This is a genomic window from Yinghuangia soli (genome assembly GCF_021502675.1).
Classification (GTDB): Bacteria; Actinomycetota; Actinomycetes; order Streptomycetales; family Streptomycetaceae; genus Yinghuangia; species Yinghuangia soli.
In genome coordinates this window covers 457,804-478,440 of record NZ_JAKFHA010000003.1, presented here as the reverse complement: position 1 = coordinate 478,440, position 20,637 = coordinate 457,804, and the positions used below count along the sequence as shown (strand labels likewise).

16 protein-coding genes are annotated in these 20,637 nt (G+C 72.6%); 9 read left to right on the top strand and 7 right to left on the bottom strand.

Annotated features, from left to right (window positions below):
* Positions 1 to 104 precede the first annotated feature (104 nt).
* Together LZ495_RS09080 and LZ495_RS09075 are read right to left on the bottom strand one after the other, a co-directional pair.
* A complete protein-coding gene (locus LZ495_RS09080; RefSeq protein ID WP_235051497.1) occupies positions 105 to 1,757 on the bottom strand; it encodes a GMC oxidoreductase in 1,653 nt (550 codons plus the stop codon).
* 342 nt (positions 1,758 to 2,099) lie between these two features.
* A complete protein-coding gene (locus tag LZ495_RS09075; RefSeq protein WP_235051496.1) occupies positions 2,100 to 3,185 on the bottom strand; it encodes an NAD(P)H-dependent amine dehydrogenase family protein in 1,086 nt (361 codons plus the stop codon).
* A 361-nt stretch (positions 3,186 to 3,546) separates the two neighbouring features.
* Between LZ495_RS09075 and LZ495_RS09070 the strand changes: the two genes are divergently transcribed.
* Complete coding sequence (locus LZ495_RS09070; protein WP_235051495.1) at positions 3,547 to 4,734, top strand: MFS transporter; 1,188 nt, start codon at positions 3,547 to 3,549, stop codon at positions 4,732 to 4,734.
* Here LZ495_RS09070 and LZ495_RS09065 read toward each other — a convergent pair.
* Positions 4,731 to 5,936 (bottom strand): poly(ethylene terephthalate) hydrolase family protein, encoded by a 1,206-nt coding sequence (locus LZ495_RS09065; protein ID WP_235051494.1) that lies wholly within the window; start codon positions 5,934 to 5,936, stop codon positions 4,731 to 4,733. The genes LZ495_RS09070 and LZ495_RS09065 overlap by 4 nt on opposite strands.
* A gap of 223 nt (positions 5,937 to 6,159) precedes the next feature.
* Here LZ495_RS09065 and LZ495_RS09060 point away from each other — a divergent pair, with 223 nt between their 5' ends.
* A complete protein-coding gene (locus LZ495_RS09060) occupies positions 6,160 to 6,630 on the top strand; it encodes a hypothetical protein (protein ID WP_235051493.1) in 471 nt (156 codons plus the stop codon).
* Positions 6,631 to 6,792: 162 nt separating this feature from the next.
* On the opposite strand, the gene LZ495_RS09055 is transcribed toward LZ495_RS09060, so the two are convergent.
* A complete protein-coding gene (locus LZ495_RS09055; RefSeq protein ID WP_235051492.1) occupies positions 6,793 to 8,271 on the bottom strand; it encodes an amidase in 1,479 nt (492 codons plus the stop codon).
* 154 nt (positions 8,272 to 8,425) lie between these two features.
* Here LZ495_RS09055 and LZ495_RS09050 point away from each other — a divergent pair, with 154 nt between their 5' ends.
* Entirely contained in the window at positions 8,426 to 8,890 is a 465-nt protein-coding gene (locus LZ495_RS09050; RefSeq protein WP_235051491.1) for a hypothetical protein, read from the top strand.
* 7 nt (positions 8,891 to 8,897) lie between these two features.
* Here LZ495_RS09050 and LZ495_RS09045 read toward each other — a convergent pair whose 3' ends face one another.
* A complete protein-coding gene (locus tag LZ495_RS09045) occupies positions 8,898 to 9,431 on the bottom strand; it encodes an RDD family protein (protein WP_235051490.1) in 534 nt (177 codons plus the stop codon).
* A 133-nt stretch (positions 9,432 to 9,564) separates the two neighbouring features.
* The gene (locus tag LZ495_RS09040) at positions 9,565 to 10,656 is read right to left on the bottom strand and encodes a glycerophosphodiester phosphodiesterase family protein (RefSeq protein ID WP_235051489.1); all 1,092 of its coding nucleotides are present in this window, start codon (positions 10,654 to 10,656) and stop codon (positions 9,565 to 9,567) included.
* Positions 10,657 to 10,813: 157 nt separating this feature from the next.
* On the opposite strand from LZ495_RS09040, the gene LZ495_RS09035 reads away from it, so the two are divergent.
* The 6 genes from LZ495_RS09035 (at position 10,814) to LZ495_RS09010 (ending at position 19,313) form a co-directional block, all read left to right on the top strand.
* The gene (locus tag LZ495_RS09035; protein WP_235051488.1) at positions 10,814 to 11,059 is read left to right on the top strand and encodes a hypothetical protein; all 246 of its coding nucleotides are present in this window, start codon (positions 10,814 to 10,816) and stop codon (positions 11,057 to 11,059) included.
* A gap of 86 nt (positions 11,060 to 11,145) precedes the next feature.
* Positions 11,146 to 11,505 carry a hypothetical protein gene (locus tag LZ495_RS09030; protein WP_235051487.1) on the top strand — a complete coding sequence of 120 codons (360 nt, stop codon included), beginning with the start codon at positions 11,146 to 11,148 and terminating at the stop codon, positions 11,503 to 11,505.
* Between the two features lie 214 nt (positions 11,506 to 11,719).
* A complete protein-coding gene (locus LZ495_RS09025; RefSeq protein ID WP_235051486.1) occupies positions 11,720 to 12,310 on the top strand; it encodes a hypothetical protein in 591 nt (196 codons plus the stop codon).
* 218 nt (positions 12,311 to 12,528) lie between these two features.
* Positions 12,529 to 13,350, top strand: a complete 822-nt coding sequence (locus tag LZ495_RS09020; RefSeq protein WP_235051485.1) for a class I SAM-dependent methyltransferase — start codon at positions 12,529 to 12,531, stop codon at positions 13,348 to 13,350.
* A gap of 892 nt (positions 13,351 to 14,242) precedes the next feature.
* Positions 14,243 to 17,101, top strand: coding sequence for a SpoIIE family protein phosphatase (locus LZ495_RS09015; RefSeq protein ID WP_268822495.1), 2,859 nt, complete (start codon positions 14,243 to 14,245; stop codon positions 17,099 to 17,101).
* Positions 17,076 to 19,313, top strand: coding sequence for a SpoIIE family protein phosphatase (locus LZ495_RS09010; RefSeq protein WP_235051484.1), 2,238 nt, complete (start codon positions 17,076 to 17,078; stop codon positions 19,311 to 19,313). The genes LZ495_RS09015 and LZ495_RS09010 overlap by 26 nt, the downstream gene beginning before the upstream one ends.
* Positions 19,314 to 19,792: 479 nt before the next feature.
* Here LZ495_RS09010 and LZ495_RS09005 read toward each other — a convergent pair whose 3' ends face one another.
* Positions 19,793 to 20,455 carry a hypothetical protein gene (locus LZ495_RS09005; RefSeq protein ID WP_235051483.1) on the bottom strand — a complete coding sequence of 221 codons (663 nt, stop codon included), beginning with the start codon at positions 20,453 to 20,455 and terminating at the stop codon, positions 19,793 to 19,795.
* Positions 20,456 to 20,637 lie beyond the last annotated feature (182 nt).

The following is a 20,637-nucleotide window of genomic DNA, read 5'->3' as shown; positions in this document are numbered from 1 at the left end:
GGGTTCCGCCCAGCGACGGCCGCCCGGGTTGCGGCCCGGGTCCCCGCCCGCGGCAGGCTCGGCGCTTCAGGGGCCTGCGCCGAAGCCCGCCGCGTACCCGGCCGTTACAGGTCGGTGGCGATGATCTTCTCGATGTTGCGCTCGGCCAGCGCGGTGATGGTGACGAACGGGTTGACGCTCGTGTTGCCGGGGATGAGCGAGCCGTCCATGACGTACAGGCCCTGGTAGCCGTGCAGGCGCCCGTAGTTGTCGGTGGCCTTGTTCAGCACCGCGCCGCCCAGCGGGTGGTACGTGAGGTGGTCGCCCCAGATCTTGTACGCGCCGAAGAGGTCGGACCGGTAGACCGTCCCCTCCTTGCTGTTGATCTTGTCGAAGATGGTCTTCGCCATGTCGATCGAGGTCTGCTTCCAGGCGGTCTGCCAGTTCAGGTCGACCTTGCCGGTGGAGGCGTTCCAGCTGAACTCCGCGCGGTGCGGCGTGTTGGTGATCGTGAGGTAGAACGACGCGTAGGTCTCGATGCCGGTGGGCAGCGGGGCGACCTCGGCGAACGCGCCGCCCGCGGCCCAGTTGTCGATACCGGCGGTCGGCATCGACGACTGGAGCTTGCCGGTCGCGTCCCACATGTGGTTGGCACGGCCGCACATGACGTTGCCGTTGTCGCCCCAGCCCTTGCCGACCTCGCCGTTGAGGTTCGGCAGCGCGCCGGTCGCCTTGAGGCGGACCAGGAGCTTGGTGGTGCCGACGCTGCCCGCGGCGAAGAAGACGCGGTCCGCGGTGACGGTCTTGGTCGCCACGGTGTCGCCGCTGGTGTTGATCTGGTCGATCGCCACGGTGTAGCCGCCGCCGGACGCGGGCGTCACCGAAGTCACCTTGTGCAGCGGGGAGATGGTGACCTTGCCGGTCGCCTTCGCCTGGGCGATGTAGGTCTTCTGCAGCGACTTCTTGCCCGCGTTGTTGCCGTAGATGACCTCGCCGGCCAGCGCTGACTTCGGGACCGTGCCCGCCTCTTCCGCCTTCATGTACTCCCAGTCGTACACGTTGGGCACGAAGACGAACGGGAAGCCGGAGCGCTGCGCGTGCTTGCGGCCGACGCGCGCGTACTGGTAGCACGGCGCGCTCTCCCACCAGCGCTGGTCGACGTTGGTGACGCCCAGGCCGGCGTTCGCACGCGGGTAGTAGGTGTTGTACATCTCGTCGGCGTCCACCGACGGGAGCACGCCCGCGAAGTTCTCGCGCCGCGGGGTGACGGCCATGCCGCCGTTGACCAGCGAGCCGCCGCCGACGCCGCGGCCCTGGTACACGGTGATCCCGGCGAACTCCTCGGCGTCCAGGATGCCGGTGTACTTCGGGACGTCCTTGTCCAGCGGGAAGCCCAGGAACTGGCTCAGCGGCTGCTTGGTGCGGGTCCGCAGCCAGAACGAACGCTGGTCGGGCGTCGTGGTGTTGGCGAAGATCTTGCCGTCCGAGCCGGGGGTGTCCCAGGCCATGCCCATCTCGACCATGTGGACGTCGACGCCGGCCTGCGCGAGGCGCAGCGCGGTCACCGAGCCGCCGTAACCGGTGCCGATGATCAGCGCGGGGACGCGCACGCCGTTCTCGATCGCGGCGGCCGTGGCGCCGGCGGTCGCGGCCTGGGCCTGCGTGGCGGTGTGCCCGGCGATGGCTGCGGCACCTACCGCGGCGCCGGCGCCGGCCACGAAGCGGCGGCGCGAAAGGCCGTCGCCGGAACGGGTCTTACGCACGGGAGTTCCACTCATTTTGCGTTCCTAACTGGACGGAAGGGGAACCGGTTCAGCTCTTGCGCGTGCGCGACCGCAGGGCGTACCGGAACGTAAAGTTCCGGATCATTCGCCCGGAGAACCCTCCTGGACGTGAGCCTGCGGGTGGAGCGGGTCGTTCCATCCGGGCCGGGGGGCTCGGGGCGGGCTCGCGGGGGAGCCCGGAGTGGTGCCGGGGTGCACACCCGGCCGGGGACCGGGCGTGCGTGTCCACCGGAGGCGCCTGAGAGTGATCAGGCGCCCCCGGGACGCTTCAGGGGTCCGGCGGCCTCGGCCGCCTTCGAACTCGGCCGGTGCCGGCCGTACTTGCTCGGCTGGGGATCAGCCGTTCCTGCCCTTGCCCAACTTCCCGACCGCGGCGCGGAGCGGGACGTCGAGGGCGTCGTACAGTCCGGGCGGGTTCTCGGTGAGCCAGTCGATCGCGTTGACCAGGCGCCCGACCGCGGTCGCGTTGCCGCCCGCGGACCGGTTCTCGCCCTCGTCGGTCGCCTCCACCGTCACCTCGATCCGCGGAGTCCCCTCGATCACCACCCGGTGCGCCCCGTCCCCGCCGTCCGGCGGCGTGGGCCAGTCCGGCGCGCAGGAGGGATGGATCCGGGTGACGTGCTCGATCACGATCCGCGGCTCCCCGTCCACGACCCCGATCACCTCGAACCGCACCGCGCCCTGCGTACCCGCCTCGAAGGTCCCCATCAACCGCGTCTCCACGGTCGCGTCCAGCGCGCGGCGGTCCACGGTCTCGCGGATCTCGTCCAGTTCGACACCGAGGGCGCGGGCCATCATGCGGATCTGCCCGCCCCACACCATCGTCGGCATCTCCGGCCACAGCATCGGCGGCCCGTACTCCAGCGGGTGCCCCATGCCGATCAGGTTCCGGACCGAGTCCTCCTGGTCGTAGGTGGTGTAGTCGAAGATCTCCTGGCAGCGGATCACCTCCACCCGCGTGCCCAGACCCGAAATGAGCAGCGGCAGGACGTCGTTGCCCCAGCCCGGGTCCACACCCGAGACGAACAGCGAACCGCCGCCCTCCGCGACCGCCGCCACCACCGGGTCGCGGAACTCCGGCGCGGCGTTGACCGGGTCGTACAGCGGATACAACGCCGGCGAGACCACCACCGCGCCCGCGCGGATGGCCGCGCAGATGTCCTCCAGCGCCTCGTCCGGGCGGATGTCGCCCGACGCCGCATACACCACCGCCCGCGGACCCGACGCCAGCACCGCGGTCACATCGTCCGTGGCCGCCACACCCAGCACCGCGTCCATACCGGCCAGCTCGCCCGCATCCCGGCCGACCTTCGCCGCCGAGTGCACGACCACCGCCGCAAGCTCCAAAGCCGGATGCGCATCGACCGCACGAATCGCCGCGCGACCGACATTGCCCGTGCCCCAGACCACCGTGGGAATCATGCGGCGGAGATTAGCAAGTGGAATGAAGCGTTCATAGAGCTTGACTGAAGCAATTACCAAAAGTGCCGGCGGACGTGTTGGCGGGTTGCCGACAGCACTGGTCGGACTGTCGACAGCGGACCTGGTGTCCGGTCGAGATGCTGGTCAGAAGCGTGTAGGCCACATGCGCCGGGTCCCGCCCGGGGCCCGGCACCGACTTTGCCGAGGAACGAACTGCACGATGAACCCCACCGATTCGACCGCTTCGGAGAAATCCCAAGGATCGCCGCGAGACACTTCCGGTGCCGGTGTCTCGGAATCGGCACGTGTCACCAAGAGCGATTCGGCACGTGTCACCGGGACAAGAGAAATCAATTCCCCCGTGCCCTCGGCCTGGCGGCGCATGCGCATGTGGGGCGTGGTGCATGCGGTCGACGATCTCTACCAGGGGCTCGTGCCCGCCACCGTGCCCTACTTCGTGCTCGACCGCGGCTACAGCTATGTGGCCGCCACCGGCCTCACCCTGGCGGCCACATTGGGCAGTTCGCTGCCCCAGCCGTTCCTCGGCGTGCTGGTGGACCGGTACCGGGCCGGCTGGATGGCGGCCGCCGGGGTGGCCGCGGCAGGTCTCGGGCTCGGCCTGTCCGGATTGGTGGATTCGTACGCCGCGGTGTGGCTGCTGCTCCTGCTCTCCGGGCTCGGTGTCGCGATGTTCCACCCGGCCGCGGGCAAGGCGGCGCGCGAGGAGGCAGGCGAAAGCACCGCGGCCATGAGCATCTTCGCGGCGGGCGGCAGCGTCGGGTTCTTCCTGGCGCCGGTCCTGGCCACACCGGCCTTGGTGGCGTGGGGCGTCGGGTCGACCGCGCTGTTCATCCCGCCCGCGCTGCTCGCCGCATACGTGCTGCACCGCAACCGGCACCGGCAGCGCGTCCTGGCCGCCGCAGCGGCCGGCGCGCGTACCGGGACCGACCAGTGGACGCCGTTCCTCGTGCTCACCGGGGTCTCGGTGGTCCGCTCGGTCGTCTTCTTCGGGGTCGCCACCTTCATCGAGCTGTACTGGATCCGGCACTTGGGTGCCTCGCACGTCCTCGGGGGTGCCGCGCTCGCGTGCTTCCTGGCCGGCGGCGTCGCCGGAACGCTCGTCGGCGGCCGGATCGCGGACCGCATCGGCCTGGTGCGCACTGTGCAACTCGGCGGCGCGCTGGTGATCCCGATGCTCGTCGGCCTGCGGGCGGTGCCAGGCCCGTACGTGCCCCTGGTGTTCGCGGTGCTGACCGGCGTCGCGCTCAACATCCCCTTCGCGGTGCTGGTCAAGCTCGGGCAGGACTATCTGCCGACCCGGCCCGGCACCGCCGCGGGAGTCACGCTCGGCCTTGCAGTCAGCATCGGCGGCCTGATCGGTCCCGTCTTCGGATTCGCCGCGGACGCCCGCGGTCCGCAGAGTGTCTTCTCCATCTTGTGCTTCGTGCCGCTTCTCGCGCTGGCGCTCGGTGCGTTCCTCCGCGAACCGCACGCTGCGGCTGCCGACGTGGACACGGGCACGGACACGGAGGCCGGTGCTGCCGGTTAGGGGAGTGGGGGCGGTCCGGCCGGTTTCGGCGGGTCCGTGAGCGTGTTCGGTCCGGGCCGGGGGCCGCGGAGTGCTGCCAGCCGGCGGTCCAGCCCCGCGCCCGCGGCGCGGACCAGCACGCTCACCCGGTGGTCGAGCGTGGCCAACAGGGAGGCCCCGGCCTGGACGGCATTGCCGAGGGCTGCCCCCACCGGTGCCGCTGCGGCCGCGGCGAACACGCCGCCGCTCGCAGGGGGCGGCATCGGCAGCGGGCCGGGCACGTGCCGCATGTCCGACAACACCCCCTCGTCCAGTGCCGCCCGGCCGGACTCGCCGTGCAGGTACGCCTCGTAGTCGGCGTGCCCCTTGAGCGCGGCGTTCAGGAACGCCGTCGCGTAGAGGTTCGCGAGGGCGTGCTGCCGGGCGGCCGGGATGCCCGGCTTGCCGTCGCGCGGCTGCCCCGGACGTCGTACGTCCGCATCGCCTGGGCCCAGGAACTGCGCGTGGTTGCCGCCGCTGATCTCCAGGTACACCTTGTACCCCTGCGGGATCAGGTCCCAGTAGTGCAGGGCCGCCCCCGACGAGACCTTGTCGTGCTGCCCGGCCAGGATCAGCGCAGGCACCCGGACCGCGGCCACGGCCGAGTCGACCAGGGCGTAGGTGTCGGCCTCCTTCGGATTCCGGCCGGGCGCGATGCCGACGACGGCCCGGATGCGCTTGTCGCGCGCGGCGGCGGCCAGCGCACCCGCGGCGCCCGCCGACACCCCGACCGCGGCGAACGCGGACGTGTCGACAAGACCGCGGAGTGGGGTGAAGCGTTCCTGGTCGGCGTCGACGAGCCGGTCGAACGCATCGGTGATCGTGTCGGCGTGCAGGTCCGGGTCGGTCCCGAGGGCGCCCTCCGGGGCGTACCGGAAGACCACGTAGCCGTGCTGCACCAGGTGGCGGCTCAGCCAGTCGAGACGGCTGGCCGCGGTCTTCGTCCCGGTCTTCGTCCCGGTCTCGCTCCACGTCGCGGGCGCCAGGACGACGGCGGGGTACGGCGCTCCCGACTTGTCGGCATGCGCGAGCGGCCCGCCCTCCAGCGCCGGATAGCCGATCTTCGCGAGCGTGAACCCCGTACCGCCGGTCCGGAACGGGAGCTCCAGCTCGCCGACCCGGTACGGCCCCTCGGCGCCGAGCGCGGCGACCGAGGGGCGGTCGGACGACGATTCGGTTGCCATGACCCGAGTCAACTCGCGCCGAACCCGCTTGGACAGCCCGATAGTCGGCCAAATGTGACGAACATTCATCAACGGCCGCGAAGCGCGGCCCTGGCCGCTCGTCGAGCCACCCCTATCCATCCCGCGCAAAAGTAATGGAGGAAATCTCTCCACTTCTGCTATGGTCGCTCAAGTGGAGAAAAAATCTCCACTTGATCGGGAGTCGTCGCGGCAGGGGGATCCGATGGACCGTCAGGGAGTGGCCTCCTTCGCCCGTTTCGTCGCCTGCGGCGGAGGCGTCGGGCTCGCGTCGAGCGGCGCGCTGATCGTGCTGGCCGGAGCGATGCCGCTGGCCGTCGCGAATGCCGCGGTCTCGGCGGTGTCCACCTTGCTCGCGAACGAACTGCACAGCCGCATCACCTTCCGGCGGGGGCGGGCGAGCCTGCGCGTGCACCTGGAATCGACCGGCACCGCGGTCGCCGCGTACCTGGTCACGACCGCCGCGCTCCTGGGCCTGGAGGCGTTCGCCGGCGATGCGGGAGAGCTCACCCGGCAGGCGGTCTACCTGTCGGCGTCGGCGCTGGCCGGAATCGCCCGGTTCGCGGTTCTCAAGCTCGTGGTGTTCGCGCGTACGGCACGGCCGGCCAAGGCAGTCCGGCCGGTGCGCATCGCCGTCCGCACGCACACCCCCGAGGACATGGCCGCGGTGGCCTGACAGCCCGTCCCGTCCCGGCCCCTTCCTTCCTTCCAGTCCAGGCCAGGCCAGGCCGGTCCAGGCCAGGCATGAGGCGAAGGCGCCGGACCCCAAACCCCTGGAGCCCGGTCCGCGACGGCGGACCGGGCTCCAGGCATGAAGCAGGCATGAAGACAGCGCAGCTCAGATGTCGGGCGTACGGTCCGCCCAGGGCCGGGCCGCCTCGATCTGCGCAGCCAGCGACAGCAGCAGCCCCTCGCCGCCCAGCCCCGCCACGAACTGCACGCCGAGCGGCAGCCCGCCCTCGGTCCAGTACGTCGGCACCGACATCGCCGGGCGCCCGGTGATGTTGGCGAGCTGCGTGTACGGCGTCCAGCGCAGGTTGTCGTCCGCGATCCGGTCCACCAGGTCGGTCTTGGCCAGCAGCCCCGCGCCGCGCACCGCGAGCAGCACCCGGCTGGCCGTCTCCATCCACGCCGGGGTGGCCAGCTGGCCCACCCGCGCGGGCGGGTGCGCGAGCGTCGGGGTGAGCAGCAGGTCGTACGTCTCGTGGAAGAGCGCGAGGCGGTGGCTGTGCTCGTTCCAGCGGTTGTGCGACGCCACGTACGTCGTCGCGCTGGTGGCCCGGCCGACCGCGGCCATGACGCGGGTGTCCAGCTCGAACTTGTCCTCGCCGCAGCCGGTGGCCCGCCGCACGTGGTCCACCTCGGCGGCCATCGAGGCGAACCACATGGTCAAGAAGTCCCGGGCCAACTGGCGCTCGTCGACGCCGGTTTTCGCCTCCTCGACCTCGTGGCCGAGGCCGCGCAGCAGTTCGACGGCGTCCTCGACCGCGGCGACCGCCTCGGGCGAGACGTCGGTGCCGATCGGCGAGGCCGTGGCGTAGCTGATGCGCAGCCGGCCCGGCTCGCGCCTGGCCAGCTCCAGGTAGGGCAGCTCCGGCAGGCCGGGCACGTACGGCCCCGCGGGGTCGTGGCCGGCGATCACGTCCAGCATCGCCGCGCTGTCCCGGACGCTGCGGGTCAGCACGCCGTTGACCGCCGCGCCGTGCAGCATCTCCGCGTACGACGGGCCGCTGGGCACCAGGCCGCGGCCCGGCTTCAGGCCGAACAGGCCGCAGCACGCGGCCGGGATGCGGATCGAGCCGCCGCCGTCGTTGCCGCCCGCGGCCGGCACGATCCCGGCCGCCACCGCAGCCGCCGAACCTCCGCTGGAACCGCCCGGCGTGTGCGCGGTGTTCCACGGATTCCGCGTCGGGCCGTTGGCGTCCGGCTCGGTGATGCCCTTGGCGCCGAACTCGGGGGTGTTGGTCTTGCCGAAGACGACGAGCCCGGCGTCCAGCCAGCGGCGCACCACTTCGGCGTGCGCGGGCATCGGCGTGTCCGCGAGGGCGCGCGAGCCGGAGCCGGTGGGCAGGCCCGCGTAGTCCTGCGCGAGGTCCTTGAGCAGGAACGGCACCCCGGCGAACGGCCCGGCCAGCGAGGTCTTGGCGCGTTCGCGCGCGATGTCGTACATCGGGCGGACCAGCGCGTTGAGCCGCGGATTCACCTGCTCGGCGCGGGCGATCGCGACCTCGAGCAGCTCGGCCGCCTTCACTTCGCCGCTCGCCACCAGAGCGGCCAGACCCACTGCGTCATGCTTGCGGTACTCGTCGTACTCCACCGCCGCGCCTCCTTGCCCAGGGGATGGCTACTCGCGGGTAGCCTCAAAGGGAGCGTACTCGGGGCGCATTGCGGCGTGCCAGAGCACGCGGCACGGTCCTTCCGTGCTTCTGTGACCACTGGTAACAGATGGCGTGCTGCGGGACCGTGGACACATGGGTGCGAATATTCCGCCGGTCCCCGAGCAGTTCGCCGGCGTCCTGGACTGGGTGCCGACGTACGGGATCGCGCTGCGCCGGGTCGGCACGGCGTTCGAAGTCGTGCGCATCGACGGCGAGTACGGCGACGCGGTCGCCGGGCGGCTGTTCGCGGCCTGGTCGGCGGCCTGGTCCGCGGCCGTGCCCGGCCGCGGGCCCGGGGCGCACCTGGACGGCGACGGCGGCCCCGGGCCGGTCGTCGAGGACCGCAGTCGGCGGCACGCGGTCTACTTCTTCCTCGCGCCAGGCGCGGGGCTCCCGTACCGGTGGCCGCCCGGCACGACGTACCTCGGGCGGCGCAGCGGCGAGGCGTACGTCGGGGTCCCGGCCGTGGACGGCGAGACGTGGCCGCTGTCGTGGCGCTGCCCGCCGACCCGGGAGCGGCCGTTCGTGGACCCGGCGCTGCTGCACGCGAGTCTCTGACGCCGGTTCAGGTGAGCACGACGACCGTGCCGGCCGCCTTGTCGTGCACGCACTGCCGGTACGGGCGGTCCCAGAACTGCCACATCACGTCCACGAACCAGAAGAGGCAGCAGGCCGTCCCGCCCACGTGGTACACCACCGCGCGCACAAAGGACCGCGACGTGCTCGGGAAGCGCCCGTCGTCCAGCGCCAGCACCCCGATACCGAGCAGCTGCTTGCCGAGCGTGCGGCCGCGCTTCGCGAGCATGAACGTCTCGTACGCGATGAACACCGCCAGCACCAGCAGCCCGTACCACTGCCGTTCCCGGATCTCGTCGGCGACGTCGTCGCGCGTGTCCCAGCCGGTCGCCAGCGCGACGATGAGGAACAGCGGCACGCCCACGATCAGCCAGTCGCAGATGCGCGCGAACAGGCGCCGGAACGGCCCGGACAGCGACGTCCCGGCGATCCACACGCTGCCGCGCGTGCCCCCGTAGCCCGCGTGGCCGCCGCCCTGGGCGCCGTACTCGCCGTAGTTCCCGCTCCACCCGCCGTCCGTCATGTACGCCAGTGGACGGCCCGGCAGCACGAGCCGCCACCGGACCGACCCGAACGGGTGACCGACGCACCGTCGGACGCTCGGCCGCGCAGCCCGTCAGCCGCCGGCCGTTCGGGTCGGTCGGTCGGCCAGCTTGTCAACGTGCCGGGTACGCCTTCGGGAGCTTGAAGCCCTTCTCGGCCATCAGCGTGCGGAGCCGGTCCGGGTAGTCGGTGATGATGCCGTCCACCCCGTCCTCGATCAGCTTGCGCATGGTGGCCGTGTCATCCACGGTCCACGGCACGACCTTCAGCCCGAGCCGGTGCGCCCGGGCCACCATCTCGGCGGTGACGTACGGCCGGTACGCGGGGTCGCCGACCTGGCCGTTCTGCGGGAATCCGTGCACCGGCGAGAAGGCCGACGCGCCGAACGACCGGACCGCGAGGAGCGGGTCGCCGCCGAAGTCGTCGATGTCCAAGCCGCCCAGCCAGGGCGACTTGCCGGGCTGCCCGGTCTGCAGGAAGTCGTAGTTGGTCAGCGCGACCAGCGGCAGCCGCGGCTCGACCTGACGCATGCGCATGAGCGCACCCCAGTCGAAGCTCTGGATAGTGACCTGGTCGAGGATCCGGGCCCGCCGCACCTCGGCCGCCACGACCTGCACGAACTGCTCGCGCGGCGCGGTCTGTTCGGGGGCGCCCGCTTCGACCTTGGTCTCCACGTTCAGCTTGACTTTGTGTGCGCGGCGCTCGTCCACCAGCGCGAAGACCTCGCGCAGCAGAGGCATGCGGGCACCGGGGGAGGTGGTCTGCCCGGGGAAGTTGGGGAGCGGCCGCGAGCCGCAGTCCAGGGTGCGGACCTGCGCGAGCGTGAGGGTGTTGACGTACTTCCCGACGTACGGGAACTCCGGGTCGCCGGGCGTGGCCGGGGCGGTGTCGGCGCACTTGCGTCCGTCCACTTTGCGGTCGTGCGTGACGACGGCCTGCCGGTCCTCGGTGATCTGCACGTCGAGTTCGAGCGTGCTCACCCCCAGATCCAGCGCCGTGCCGAACGCGGCCAGGGTGCTCTCCACGGTCAGTCCCAGCCCGCCGCGATGCGCCTGGAGGTCGAACGCGTGGTGTGGCCCGTTCCCGTGGCCGTTTCCGTGCCCGTTCCCCCGGTCGGAGGTAGCAGCGGCCGGGCCGGCGGCGGTGAAGGCGAGGGCGGTGGCGGCGAGCAGCGCGGCCGTCGCCGTGCGGGGCGAACGCGGCATGTCAGGTCCGTTCTCCGGGCGGTGCGCGGCGGTCCCCGCGCCGCGGCTCACCGTCGCAGCGCGGTGCGACGGGCGCGCGAGGAGCCGGTGAGCGCGAGGCGAAGACCAGGCGAACGCCGTTGCATTGCGAAAGTGATGTCCCGGGTAGCTTGTCCGCGTGGATGAGACTGCAGCGATCGACCTTGCCACCGCCCGCTACCGCGAGACCGAACAGGCCCACGAAGCAGCGCGTCAGGACGCCATCGCGGCGGTGACCGACGCGCTCCGGGCCGGGATCCGCCAGTCCGATGTCGTGGCGCACTCGCCCTTCACCGCGTCGTTCGTACGCCGCCTGGCACGCGAAAACGGCATCAAAGCAGCCCACAAACGCGCCAGCAGGCCGGTACCCGACACCGAGTCATGAGCGCCGAGCGAATACAGCACCTCGCAGCGTGGTCCGCGTGGGTCCCCTTCGACGAGGCCGCCCGCACTGCTCCGCAAGAGCCGGGCGTGTACGTCGTGCGCACCGCGGAGGACTCATGCCTCGTCTACATCGGTAAGGCGGGACCCAGGCAGGGCAAGGGGATTCGAGGCCGCTTGTCCGTCTACGCGACAGGCAAGGGTGCTGTGAGCGGTCTAGGTGAGGCCGCATTCAACCGCGCACTGGCAGACGCGGATTGGGTGCGCGGCCGCTTGGCCGCCCTCGAAGCGGCCGGCCCATCGGGCGCGCAGCAGTGGGCACGTGCAGCGATCGACCGCGCGGGCCTGGAGCTTTGCTGGGCTACGGCCACCGACGACGCCGCGGCGCGGATGCTCGAGAAGCAGTGCCTGGTCTCCTTGACCGGTTGCGGGCTGTGGAACGTGGGGTAGTCGTCGAGTCCGCTCTCCGAGGGCAGCCCGGCGGTCCCAGCGCTGCCGGTCGCCGACTCAGCGCGGTGCGACGGGCGCGCGAGAAGCCGGTGAGCGCGAAGCGAAGACCAGGCGAACGCCGGTGCGCGCACGCGGTGTGATGTGCTTGCCCGCGCGCCCTGACCGCGGGGCGGCGCACAGGGGTTGGACAGGTGTGGGAAGAACGGGGAAAGCAGTGGTCAGCGACTACCAGGCCGAGTTGCGCGAACGGTTCCTGGGCGCGGCGGTGACGCCTCCGCCCGCGCCGTGGCGGCCCGCCTTCGGCCGCATCGCCACCGCGCCGATCGGCGGCCTCGTCGGCGTCGGCATCGCCCCGCACCCGAAGGACGGCCGCGACCTCGTTTTCGTCACCTCGCACCAGGGCCGCGGCCTGTTCGACCCGCTGGTCGGGGACCGCATCGCCCGCGACCGCGACGCGGACGCCGAACTCGTCTACCCCGACGACGCCGACCTGACCTGCCCCGGTCTGGGCGTACTCGAAGGCACCCGGATCGCGGTGGCCGGCCTCCAGGGCGGAGGCCTGCGGACCACGGGTGTCCTGGGCTGGACCATCGACGTGGTGGCGCCGGGCTGGCCCGACGACCGAGTGCTGCTGTGGCACGGGCGGCTGGGTCCGTACGGCGGCACTCTCGGCGAGGACTGGTGGGCGGTGTACGACACCCGAGGGGGAGGGGAGTTGCGCGCAGCGGGCTTCTCCCCTTCGGGTCGGACGCTGGTGGTGGCCACGAGCTCGGACGTGGCCATCTGGACGGCGCAGGGCGCGTAATCGGGAGCCGACCTGCGCTGCCGCGGCTTCCGCGCCCTCGTCGCGCCTCGGGCGCCGTGACGCATTCCGGTGAATCTGCGCGGCGCGGGCGGTCTTCAGGGCGGTCGGGCCCAGCGCGGGGGCGAGGGTAGAGGTGGGCCGGTGCGGCCATTCCGCAGCGCGGGCCCGCCCACTCCACCGAAGCCGCCGCACCGGCCGCGCACCCGAACCGAGGCACCATGGACGAGCACCGCGCCGTACAAGCCACCAGCGACTGGATGTCCGTGGTCCGCGACGATGAATCGCGGCGCCCCGACGCCTACTTGCACGACCCACACGCTCATCTGCTGGCCGGCGGCCGGGCCGTCGCGGAGGTCGCGTACCTGCGCGAGATCGGCGCCCCCTTCGGTGTCGTCATCGGCCGCGGACGGTTCGGCGACGCGGTGATCGGGCGGGCGCTCGGCGACGGCGTACGGCAGATCGTCGAACTCGCCGCGGGCAGCGGGACGCGCGCCTGGCGCCTCGGCCTGCCCGGCGACGTGAGCTGGTACGAGGTCGACCTCACCGGCCAACTCGCGGCGAAGGAAGCGGCGTTGGAGAACGCGTCCGTCACCGCGCGGTGCCGCCGCCGGTCCGTCGACGCCGACCTGCGCACCGACTGGGCCGCGGCCCTCGCGAACGCCGGGCACGACGCCGCGCAGCCCACGGTCTGGATCGCCGAAGGGCTCTTCTACTACCTGTTCCGCGACGACGCGCTCGCGATCCTCCGGACCGTCACCGGCCTCAGCGCGGCGGGCAGCCACCTGGTCTTCGACGTCCCGCACACCGACTTCGCCCGCGACCCGGACAAGGCCGCCCTGATGACCTACCTCGTCGAATACGGTTCGCCGTTCGTCGGCGCCGCCGAGCATCCTGACGAGCTGCTGCCGGTCGGGGCGTGGAAGTCGGAGGCGTACCGGTCACCCGACCTCGTCGCCGGCCGCTGCCCCTGGGTCCCGCCCATGCCCGAGCGGCTCGCCGCCGACCACCGCGACGTCTGGTACGCCCACGCCTGGCGCTGACGCCGAGGCGAAGCCGATCGGCACCGCAAGGCGCCGCGGCGGCGGTACGTAGGGGCCGGTCACCAAGTCCGAGCCGGGCGGCTGCGGCTGATAACGGAAGCCGAGCAGCCGGGCTGCATCGGCATGCCACCAGGTCGGCGGCGACGGTTGGGCGGGGCGCGAGGTCGGCTGGTCGGGGTGCAGGCCCAGGGGGATCAGGGCTTCTGGGCGCAACCGGACCACGACGTGCGCGTAGGCCACCCCGTCCGGAGAACGGCAGCAGAAGCGGTCCACCGCGATGTCATCGTCCGCGAACGGCCACCAATCGATCCCCCCGCTCCCGCAGTCATCCGGCCAGAACGGCGTACGGATGCGGGCCGCCGTCGGTGTTGAAGGCGATGACAGGGACGCACGCGTGAGGCAGGTGCCGATACATGCCGCCATGGTGGCGGACCACCGCCCGGATTCACACGGATTTTCGCGTCCGCCGAGCGCCTCCGGCGACCCGCCTGACCCCGAGCCCGAACGCCGAGGTGTCGGCGATGTCCGACGGGCTGCGGCCGGTGGAACCGGGCGTGGTGCGGGGCCCTCCTGGCGGCCCGAACGCGCGCTGCGGGGGAGTGCCGACCGGACGCGGATCCACGCGGGCGTCGGATACAAGCCATGATCGTCTGACGGGTCCGCCCCTACGCCGCCGCATTCACCCGTTCGGCCGAGGCGCCCGCAGCGCGGCGGTCCGGCTTCCGCGAGGGCAGGTCCCCGTGCGTTCGACGCGTACCCCTCCGCCGCAAAACCCGCAGGTCGCGACCACCCCTGCTTGACACCGGCCCACGCACGGAGTACCCCGAAACTATGTGTGCGTACGCGGGGACATGTCTTCGCGCCGCGCGTTCCGGTGCTCAGGAGGTTCCGGATGACCGGTGTCGCACCCGAGCCGGGGGTCGTGCCGGGCCGTGTCCGAAACCGAGCGGACCACGCCGCGGGTGACCCCGCGGACCAGGCCGCCGTCGAGGACCGCGTCGCGGTTGACCCTGTGGAGCAGGCCGCCGTCGGTGACCACACCACGGGTGACCCCGCGGACAAGGCCGCCGTCGGCTCCGCCGAAGTCCTGCCCGAATCCGTCGACGCCGCCTTGTCCACCGCCCTCGCCCAGGCCGTGGAGGCCACCGGCGCCTACGGCGGCGTCATCTATCTGCGCTCCCCGGACCGGCGCACCCTGGTCCTGACCAAGGTCGCCGGGCTGTCCGTGTCCCTCGTCGACCCCTTCGGCCGGCTCCCCGTCGGCGGCGCGCTCCCCGCCGCCGAGGCCTACCGCACCGGGCGGATCGTCTTCCTCGCCGACGCGGACGAAACGATGCGGCGGTATCCGCAACTGGCCCTGGGCATGCCGTACGCCTTCTCCTCCGCCACCGCCGCCCTGCGCGGCCGGGGCGAGAGCTACGGCGCGATCGCGCTGCTCTGGCCCGCCGCACCCGGCGGCGAGCTGTCCGGCGCGCGTCGGAGGCGGCTCCGCGCCGCCTGCGTGCGCCTCGGTATAGCCCTCGCCGACCTCGCCGCCCACGGCGTCCCCGTCGAGTACGACGGCACACCCACCGCCGCCCCGCTCTGGGCGCCGGTGCTGTCCCCGATCCGGGTCGGCTTGTTCGACTGGGACATCGACACCGGCGCCTTCCAGGCCGACCCCGAAATGTGTCGGCTGTTCGGCATCGAGCCCGAGGCCTTCGACGGCCGCGCGGCCACCCTCGCCGCACGCGTCGTCACGGGCGGCGGCCGCGAATTCCGCGAGGCCGCGCGCCGGGCCGTGGAGACCGGACGCGTGCTGGCCTGGCGCCTGCACATCGAGACCCCCGGCGGTGTGACCCGCCTCCTGGAGGTGTGGGGACGGGTGCCCGCCCACGGGCCGCCGACGCACCTGGTCGGCGTGGTGCTCGACCTCGGCTTCGGCGCCGCCGCGGCCGAGGCGGTCGAACGCCTGCACGACGGCGTGTTCTCCCTCGATCCCGAGGGACGCATCATGTACGCCAACCGCAACCTCCAGGGCATGGTCGACGCCCGCTTGGAGGACGTCGTCGGCCGCACGCCGTGGGAGGCACTGCCGTGGTTGGCCGATCCGGCGTACGAGGACCACTACCGGGCGGCGATGCTGTCCCAGCAGCCCGGCGCGTTCCTGGCCCGCACACCGCACGACCGGTGGCTGGCGTTCTCGCTGTATCCGGACCCGTACGGCCTGACCGGCAAGGTCGTCCCCGTCGGCCCGCCGCCCGGCGCGCAGGACCGCCCGGCCGGCCGCGAGCCCCCGGCGCCGGGGGGTGTGCGCGTCGGCCCGGGCCCCGCCGACCGCGAAACCGAGTCCGCACCCGAGCCCAAACATGAGCCCGAGCCTGAGCCCGTGTATGCCGCGCCCGCCCGGCCCGGCGCGATCTACCACATCCTCCAGATGGCCGGCGCGCTCACCGAGGCCGTCACCGTGGACGAGGTGTGCCAGGTCGTCGCCGAGCAGCTGCTGTCCGCCTTCGGCGGCCAGGAGCTGGCGGTGTACGTCGTCCGCGACGGCAAGTTCTTCCTGGCCCGGCAGACCGGCTACCGGGAAGGTTTCCTGGACCGCTTCGAGGGCGTGTCGAACGAGGAGAATCTGCCGGGCGTCGAGGCGCTGACGCACGGGGCGCCGATCTTCTTCGAGTCGGTGGCGGACCTGCTGTCCGCGTACCCGGACATTCCCGTCGACGACATGTGCTCGTGGGCGTTCCTCCCGCTGATCGCGTCGGACCGGCCGGTGGGGAGCTGCATCGTCGGGTTCGACCGGCGCCACGTGTTCACCTCCGAGGAACGCTCGGTGCTCACCGCGCTCAGCGGGCTGATCGCCCAGGCGCTGGAGCGCGCGCGGCTCTACGACGCGGAGTTCGCGCTCGCCCGCGGCCTGCAGCACGCGCTGCTGCCGCACCGGCTGCCCCGGCTGTCCTACCTGGAGGTCGCCGCGCGGTACCTGCCCGGCACCCAGGGCATGGAGATCGGCGGCGACTGGTACGACGTCATCGACAACGGCGAGACGGTGTCCCTGGTCATCGGCGACGTCGAGGGCCACAACGTCGCGGCGGCCGCCACGATGGGGCAACTCCGCAGCGCCGTAAGGGCATTCGCCGCCGCAGGCACCTCGCCCGACCAAGTCGTGCGGAGCACCAACCAGCAGCTCGCCGACCTCGATCCCGGGCTGTTCGCGAGCTGCTGCTACCTCGAACTCGACCCGCACGCGGGGGTGGTACGCGCGGTGCGGGCCGGCCACGTACCCCCGGTCCTGCGCGAACCGGACGGCACGGTACGGCCGCTCGACATTCCCGGCGGCACGATCCTCGGCGTCGACCGGGACTGCGAGTACCCGGTCACGGAAGTGCCGTTGGCCCCCGGGGCCGTCGTCGCGCTGTACACCGACGGCCTAGTGGAGAACCCCGGAACGGACATCGAAGACGGCATCGCCCGGCTCCGCCGCTCGCTCTCGAGCGCGCCGCACGAGTCCGTCTCCGACCTCGCCGACCGCATCGTGCGCGACGCCGGGCGGATCAGCGAACGTGCGGACGACGTGGCGGTGTTGCTGGCGCGCTGGACCGGCGACTCCGGCGACTCCGGCGACTCCGGCGACTCCGGCGACTCCGGCGACTCGCGCGACTTCGGCGGCACCGGGGAAGCGGGGGAGAGCGGCGAAGCGGGGGAGACCGGGGACGCCCCGACTCGGGGAGAGGGGGGAAGCCGCGATGGGCGCGCCGGGAACCAGGCCTGACGCCGAACCGCCGGGCGGCCCCTCCGGTCCGGACGGCTTTTCCGACCGGGGCGACCGCTCCGGCTCGGGCGGCCTCCCCGACCGGGGCGACCCCTGCGGCCCGGACGGCCTCCCCGACCGGGGCCACCCCTACCGCCCGGACGGTCTCCCCGACTGGTCCATGCTCGACCACCTTCTGGGCCAGGCCCCGCTCGGCATGGCCCTCGTCGACACCGAACTCCGTTGCCTGTGGCTCAACGACGCACTGGAACGCGCCGGCGGCATCCCCCGCGAGGAACGCATCGGCCGACGCCTCAGCGACGTGCTCCCCGGTCTCCCGGTCCGGAGAATCGAGGAGCAAATGCGCATGGTCCTGGACACCGGAAAGCCGCTCATCGACCACGAGTACCGCGGGCGCACCGCAGCCGACCCGGAGCACGAACACGTCTACGCCACCTCGTTCTTCCGCGTCGACAAGGCCGACGGGCAGCCGCTCGGCGTGTGCTACGTCGTCACGGACGTCTCGGACCGCTGGCGCGCCCGGCAGCGCATGTCCCTGCTCAGCGAGGCCGGCATCCGCATCGGCACCACCCTCGACGTCCAACGCACCGCGCAGGAACTCGCCGACGTCGCCGTGCCCGGGCTCGCCGACTTCGCTGCCGTCGACCTCCGCGAACCCGTGCTGCGCGGCGTCGAACCCGCGCCCGGCCCGGTGGCCGGCGATATCTCGCTGCGCCGCGTCGGACAGCGCTCGGCGCAAGGCGACGACCGTGAATCCCAGGCGAGCGTCGGCTCACCGGCCCCGGTACGCCCCGGCTCGCCCGCCGAACGCTGCCTCGTCGACGGCCGCGCGGTGCTGGTGCCGGTCCTCGACCCCGACAACATCCCCTGGCTGGCCCGCGACACCGATGCCGCCCGGCGCGCCCGGCTCCTCAATCTGCACTCCCTGATGGTGGTCCCCATCCGGGCCCGCGGCATCGTGCTCGGCGTCGCGCACTTCTTCCGGCGCGGTACGCCCGACCCGTTCGAGGGCGACGACCTGATCCTGGCCGAGGAGTTCGTGTCCCGGGCCGCCGTGTGCATCGACAACGCCCGCCGGTTCACCCGCGAACACGCCGCGACCCTCGCCCTCCAGCGCAGCCTCCTGCCGCACGGCCTGCCCCGGCAGACCGCCGTCGAGGTCACCACGCGCTACCTGCCCGCCGACGAACGCGCCGGGGTCGGCGGCGACTGGTTCGACGTCATCCCCCTGTCCGGCGCACGCGTCGCGCTGTCGGTCGGCGACGTCGTCGGCCACGGCACCCACGCCGCCGCGACCATGGGCCGCCTGCGCGCGTCCGTGCACACGCTCGCCGACCTCGACATGCCGCCCGACGAACTCCTCGCCCACCTCGACGACCTGGTGATGCGCATCGTCGACGAGGAGGGCGCGGGCGAGGCCGGAGTCGACACCACCGCCCTCGGCGCCAGCTGCCTGTACGCCGTGTACGACCCCGTCAGCCGGATGTGCACCCTCGCCCGCGCCGGGCACCCGCCGCCCGCTCTCGTCCGCCCGAACAGCGCCCCGGAATTCCTCGACCTGCCCGCCGGACCCCCGCTCGGCCTGGGCGGCCTGCCCTTCGAGTCCGTCGAACTCGAACTCCCCGCCGACAGCCTGCTCGTGATGTTCACCGACGGCCTCGTCGAATCCCGCGCCCGCGACATCGACCGCGGCCTCGAACTCCTCGCCGGCGCACTCTCCGCCCCCGACCGCCCCCTCGACGCCATCTGCGAGGGCATCCTGGACGCCCTCGTTCACCAACCGCCGGAGGACGACGTCGCGTTGCTCGTCGCCCGCACCCGCACCCTCGACGCCTCGCACGTCGTCTCCTGGGAACTCCCCGCCGACCCCGCCGTCGTCGCCGAGGCCCGCACCCGAACCACCGACCAACTCGCCGCCTGGGGCCTCGACGACGCCGCCTTCACCACCGAACTCGTGGTCAGCGAACTCGTCACCAACGCCATCCGCTACGCCGCCGGCCCCATCCGCCTCCGCCTCATCCGCGACGACACCCTCATCTGCGAAGTCTCCGACGCCACCCCCACCTCCCCCCGCCTCCGCCACGCCCGCACCCTCGACGAAGGCGGCCGAGGCCTCTTCCTGGTAGCCCAGTTCACCCAACGCTGGGGCACCCGCTACACCCCGGAAGGCAAAACCATCTGGGCCGAACAACCCCTGACTCCCGGAGCCTGACCCGCGCAGCCAAGGGCGCGACGTCCGAGGCAGGCCCCGACGTCCTAGGCAGGCTCCGACGTCCGAGACAGGCTCCGACGGGCCCCGGTCCCGCCCCGCCGCGGCCCCGATGCGACGTCTCGGCGAACCCCGCCGCCCCTGTCGGCACAGCCTTCGCAGGGCCCGCCGCGGCAGCCCCTCGCAGGCCCGTGGCCCCTAGCCAGCCCGCGGGCCCGCCATCACGCGGCCCCTCGTCGGCCCGCCCCCGGCCCCGCCCGCTACCCGGCTGGACCCCTGCGCAAAGAAGCAGCCCCCGTTATCCGGGTACTCGGGCCGGGGCCGCACCTTCGTCATGCCACACCGCCCGCGCCACACCCCCAAGCCGCCGCTGCCTGCCTTGGGCCCGGCTCCCAGCGTCCCCACCTGGCTCCGGCGGACGGTCACGGCGCCGGTCCGGGCTTGGTACGGCGGGAACGCCGCGCCCACCTGCCTACGGGTGCTCATGGGGTGGCGTAGAGCGTGGCCAGAGCGGCGATGTGGCGCACATCGATCTTGACGGTGAGGTCCTTGTTGCGGGCGGTGTGGCATGCGCCGGACAGGTGGACGACTTGCCGGCGGGGCTCGCTGCCGGTGAACACGATGAGGTACTCGTAGTACGGGCTTTCTGTCACGCAGGCCATCAGGCCGGTGGGGACCGGGTCGCCGTGCGCGAGTGCGGACACGTACGCGGCAGTGTCCGGCAGCGCACGGGCGCCGGTGAGGTGGGCCTGCCTCGATACGGTGAACGGCGGCACGAGGTACCGGCAGACCACTGCGGAGTCCGGTCGTCCTGCCACGACGGCCGGTGGCGCGGCCTGGGCGGGCGTCAGTTCCGGGCCGATGTCCCAGGTGTCGATCCATTCCGGGCACCCCTGGACGTTCCGTGGTGCGTGGGGGACCGGGGGAAGCGTGGGCATAGGTGCAGGCGTGTTCGGCGTCCACTGCGCCTGTGTCGCGGAGTCGCCGACGGACAGCGGTGGCCGTGATTCTTCGCCGTCGCCGATGAGTCGTGGCAGTGCGGCGCCGAGTGCTGCGATCACGGCGACCGAGAGCAGCCAGCGGCGTGTCCAGGTCGGCGCCTTCGGCTCCGGTACCGGCGTCTGATCCTCCGTGCCTTCCCCCATAAGGGCGAGCCTGGCACATGGCTGCCGACGGCCGACCCCGCTTTTGTCGCGGTCGTCAGCCTCACGGTGTCCGCGTACAGCCTTGCGCGGGATTGTCGGCCGGCATGCCGCGCACGGGAGTGTCCAGCCCTGCGATTCGCACGGATTTTCGAGTTCCCGGAGTCCCCCCGGCGATTACTCCA

Coding starts and splice junctions, on each gene's coding strand:
- LZ495_RS09080 (WP_235051497.1), bottom strand. CDS start 1,757: ATGAGTGGAACTCCCGTGCGTAAGACCCGTTCCGGCGACGGCCTTTCG.
- LZ495_RS09075 (WP_235051496.1), bottom strand. CDS start 3,185: ATGATTCCCACGGTGGTCTGGGGCACGGGCAATGTCGGTCGCGCGGCG.
- LZ495_RS09065 (WP_235051494.1), bottom strand. CDS start 5,936: ATGGCAACCGAATCGTCGTCCGACCGCCCCTCGGTCGCCGCGCTCGGC.
- LZ495_RS09060 (WP_235051493.1), top strand. CDS start 6,160: ATGGACCGTCAGGGAGTGGCCTCCTTCGCCCGTTTCGTCGCCTGCGGC.
- LZ495_RS09050 (WP_235051491.1), top strand. CDS start 8,426: ATGGGTGCGAATATTCCGCCGGTCCCCGAGCAGTTCGCCGGCGTCCTG.
- LZ495_RS09045 (WP_235051490.1), bottom strand. CDS start 9,431: ATGACGGACGGCGGGTGGAGCGGGAACTACGGCGAGTACGGCGCCCAG.
- LZ495_RS09040 (WP_235051489.1), bottom strand. CDS start 10,656: ATGCCGCGTTCGCCCCGCACGGCGACGGCCGCGCTGCTCGCCGCCACC.
- LZ495_RS09020 (WP_235051485.1), top strand. CDS start 12,529: ATGGACGAGCACCGCGCCGTACAAGCCACCAGCGACTGGATGTCCGTG.
- LZ495_RS09015 (WP_268822495.1), top strand. CDS start 14,243: ATGACCGGTGTCGCACCCGAGCCGGGGGTCGTGCCGGGCCGTGTCCGA.
- LZ495_RS09010 (WP_235051484.1), top strand. CDS start 17,076: ATGGGCGCGCCGGGAACCAGGCCTGACGCCGAACCGCCGGGCGGCCCC.
- LZ495_RS09005 (WP_235051483.1), bottom strand. CDS start 20,455: ATGGGGGAAGGCACGGAGGATCAGACGCCGGTACCGGAGCCGAAGGCG.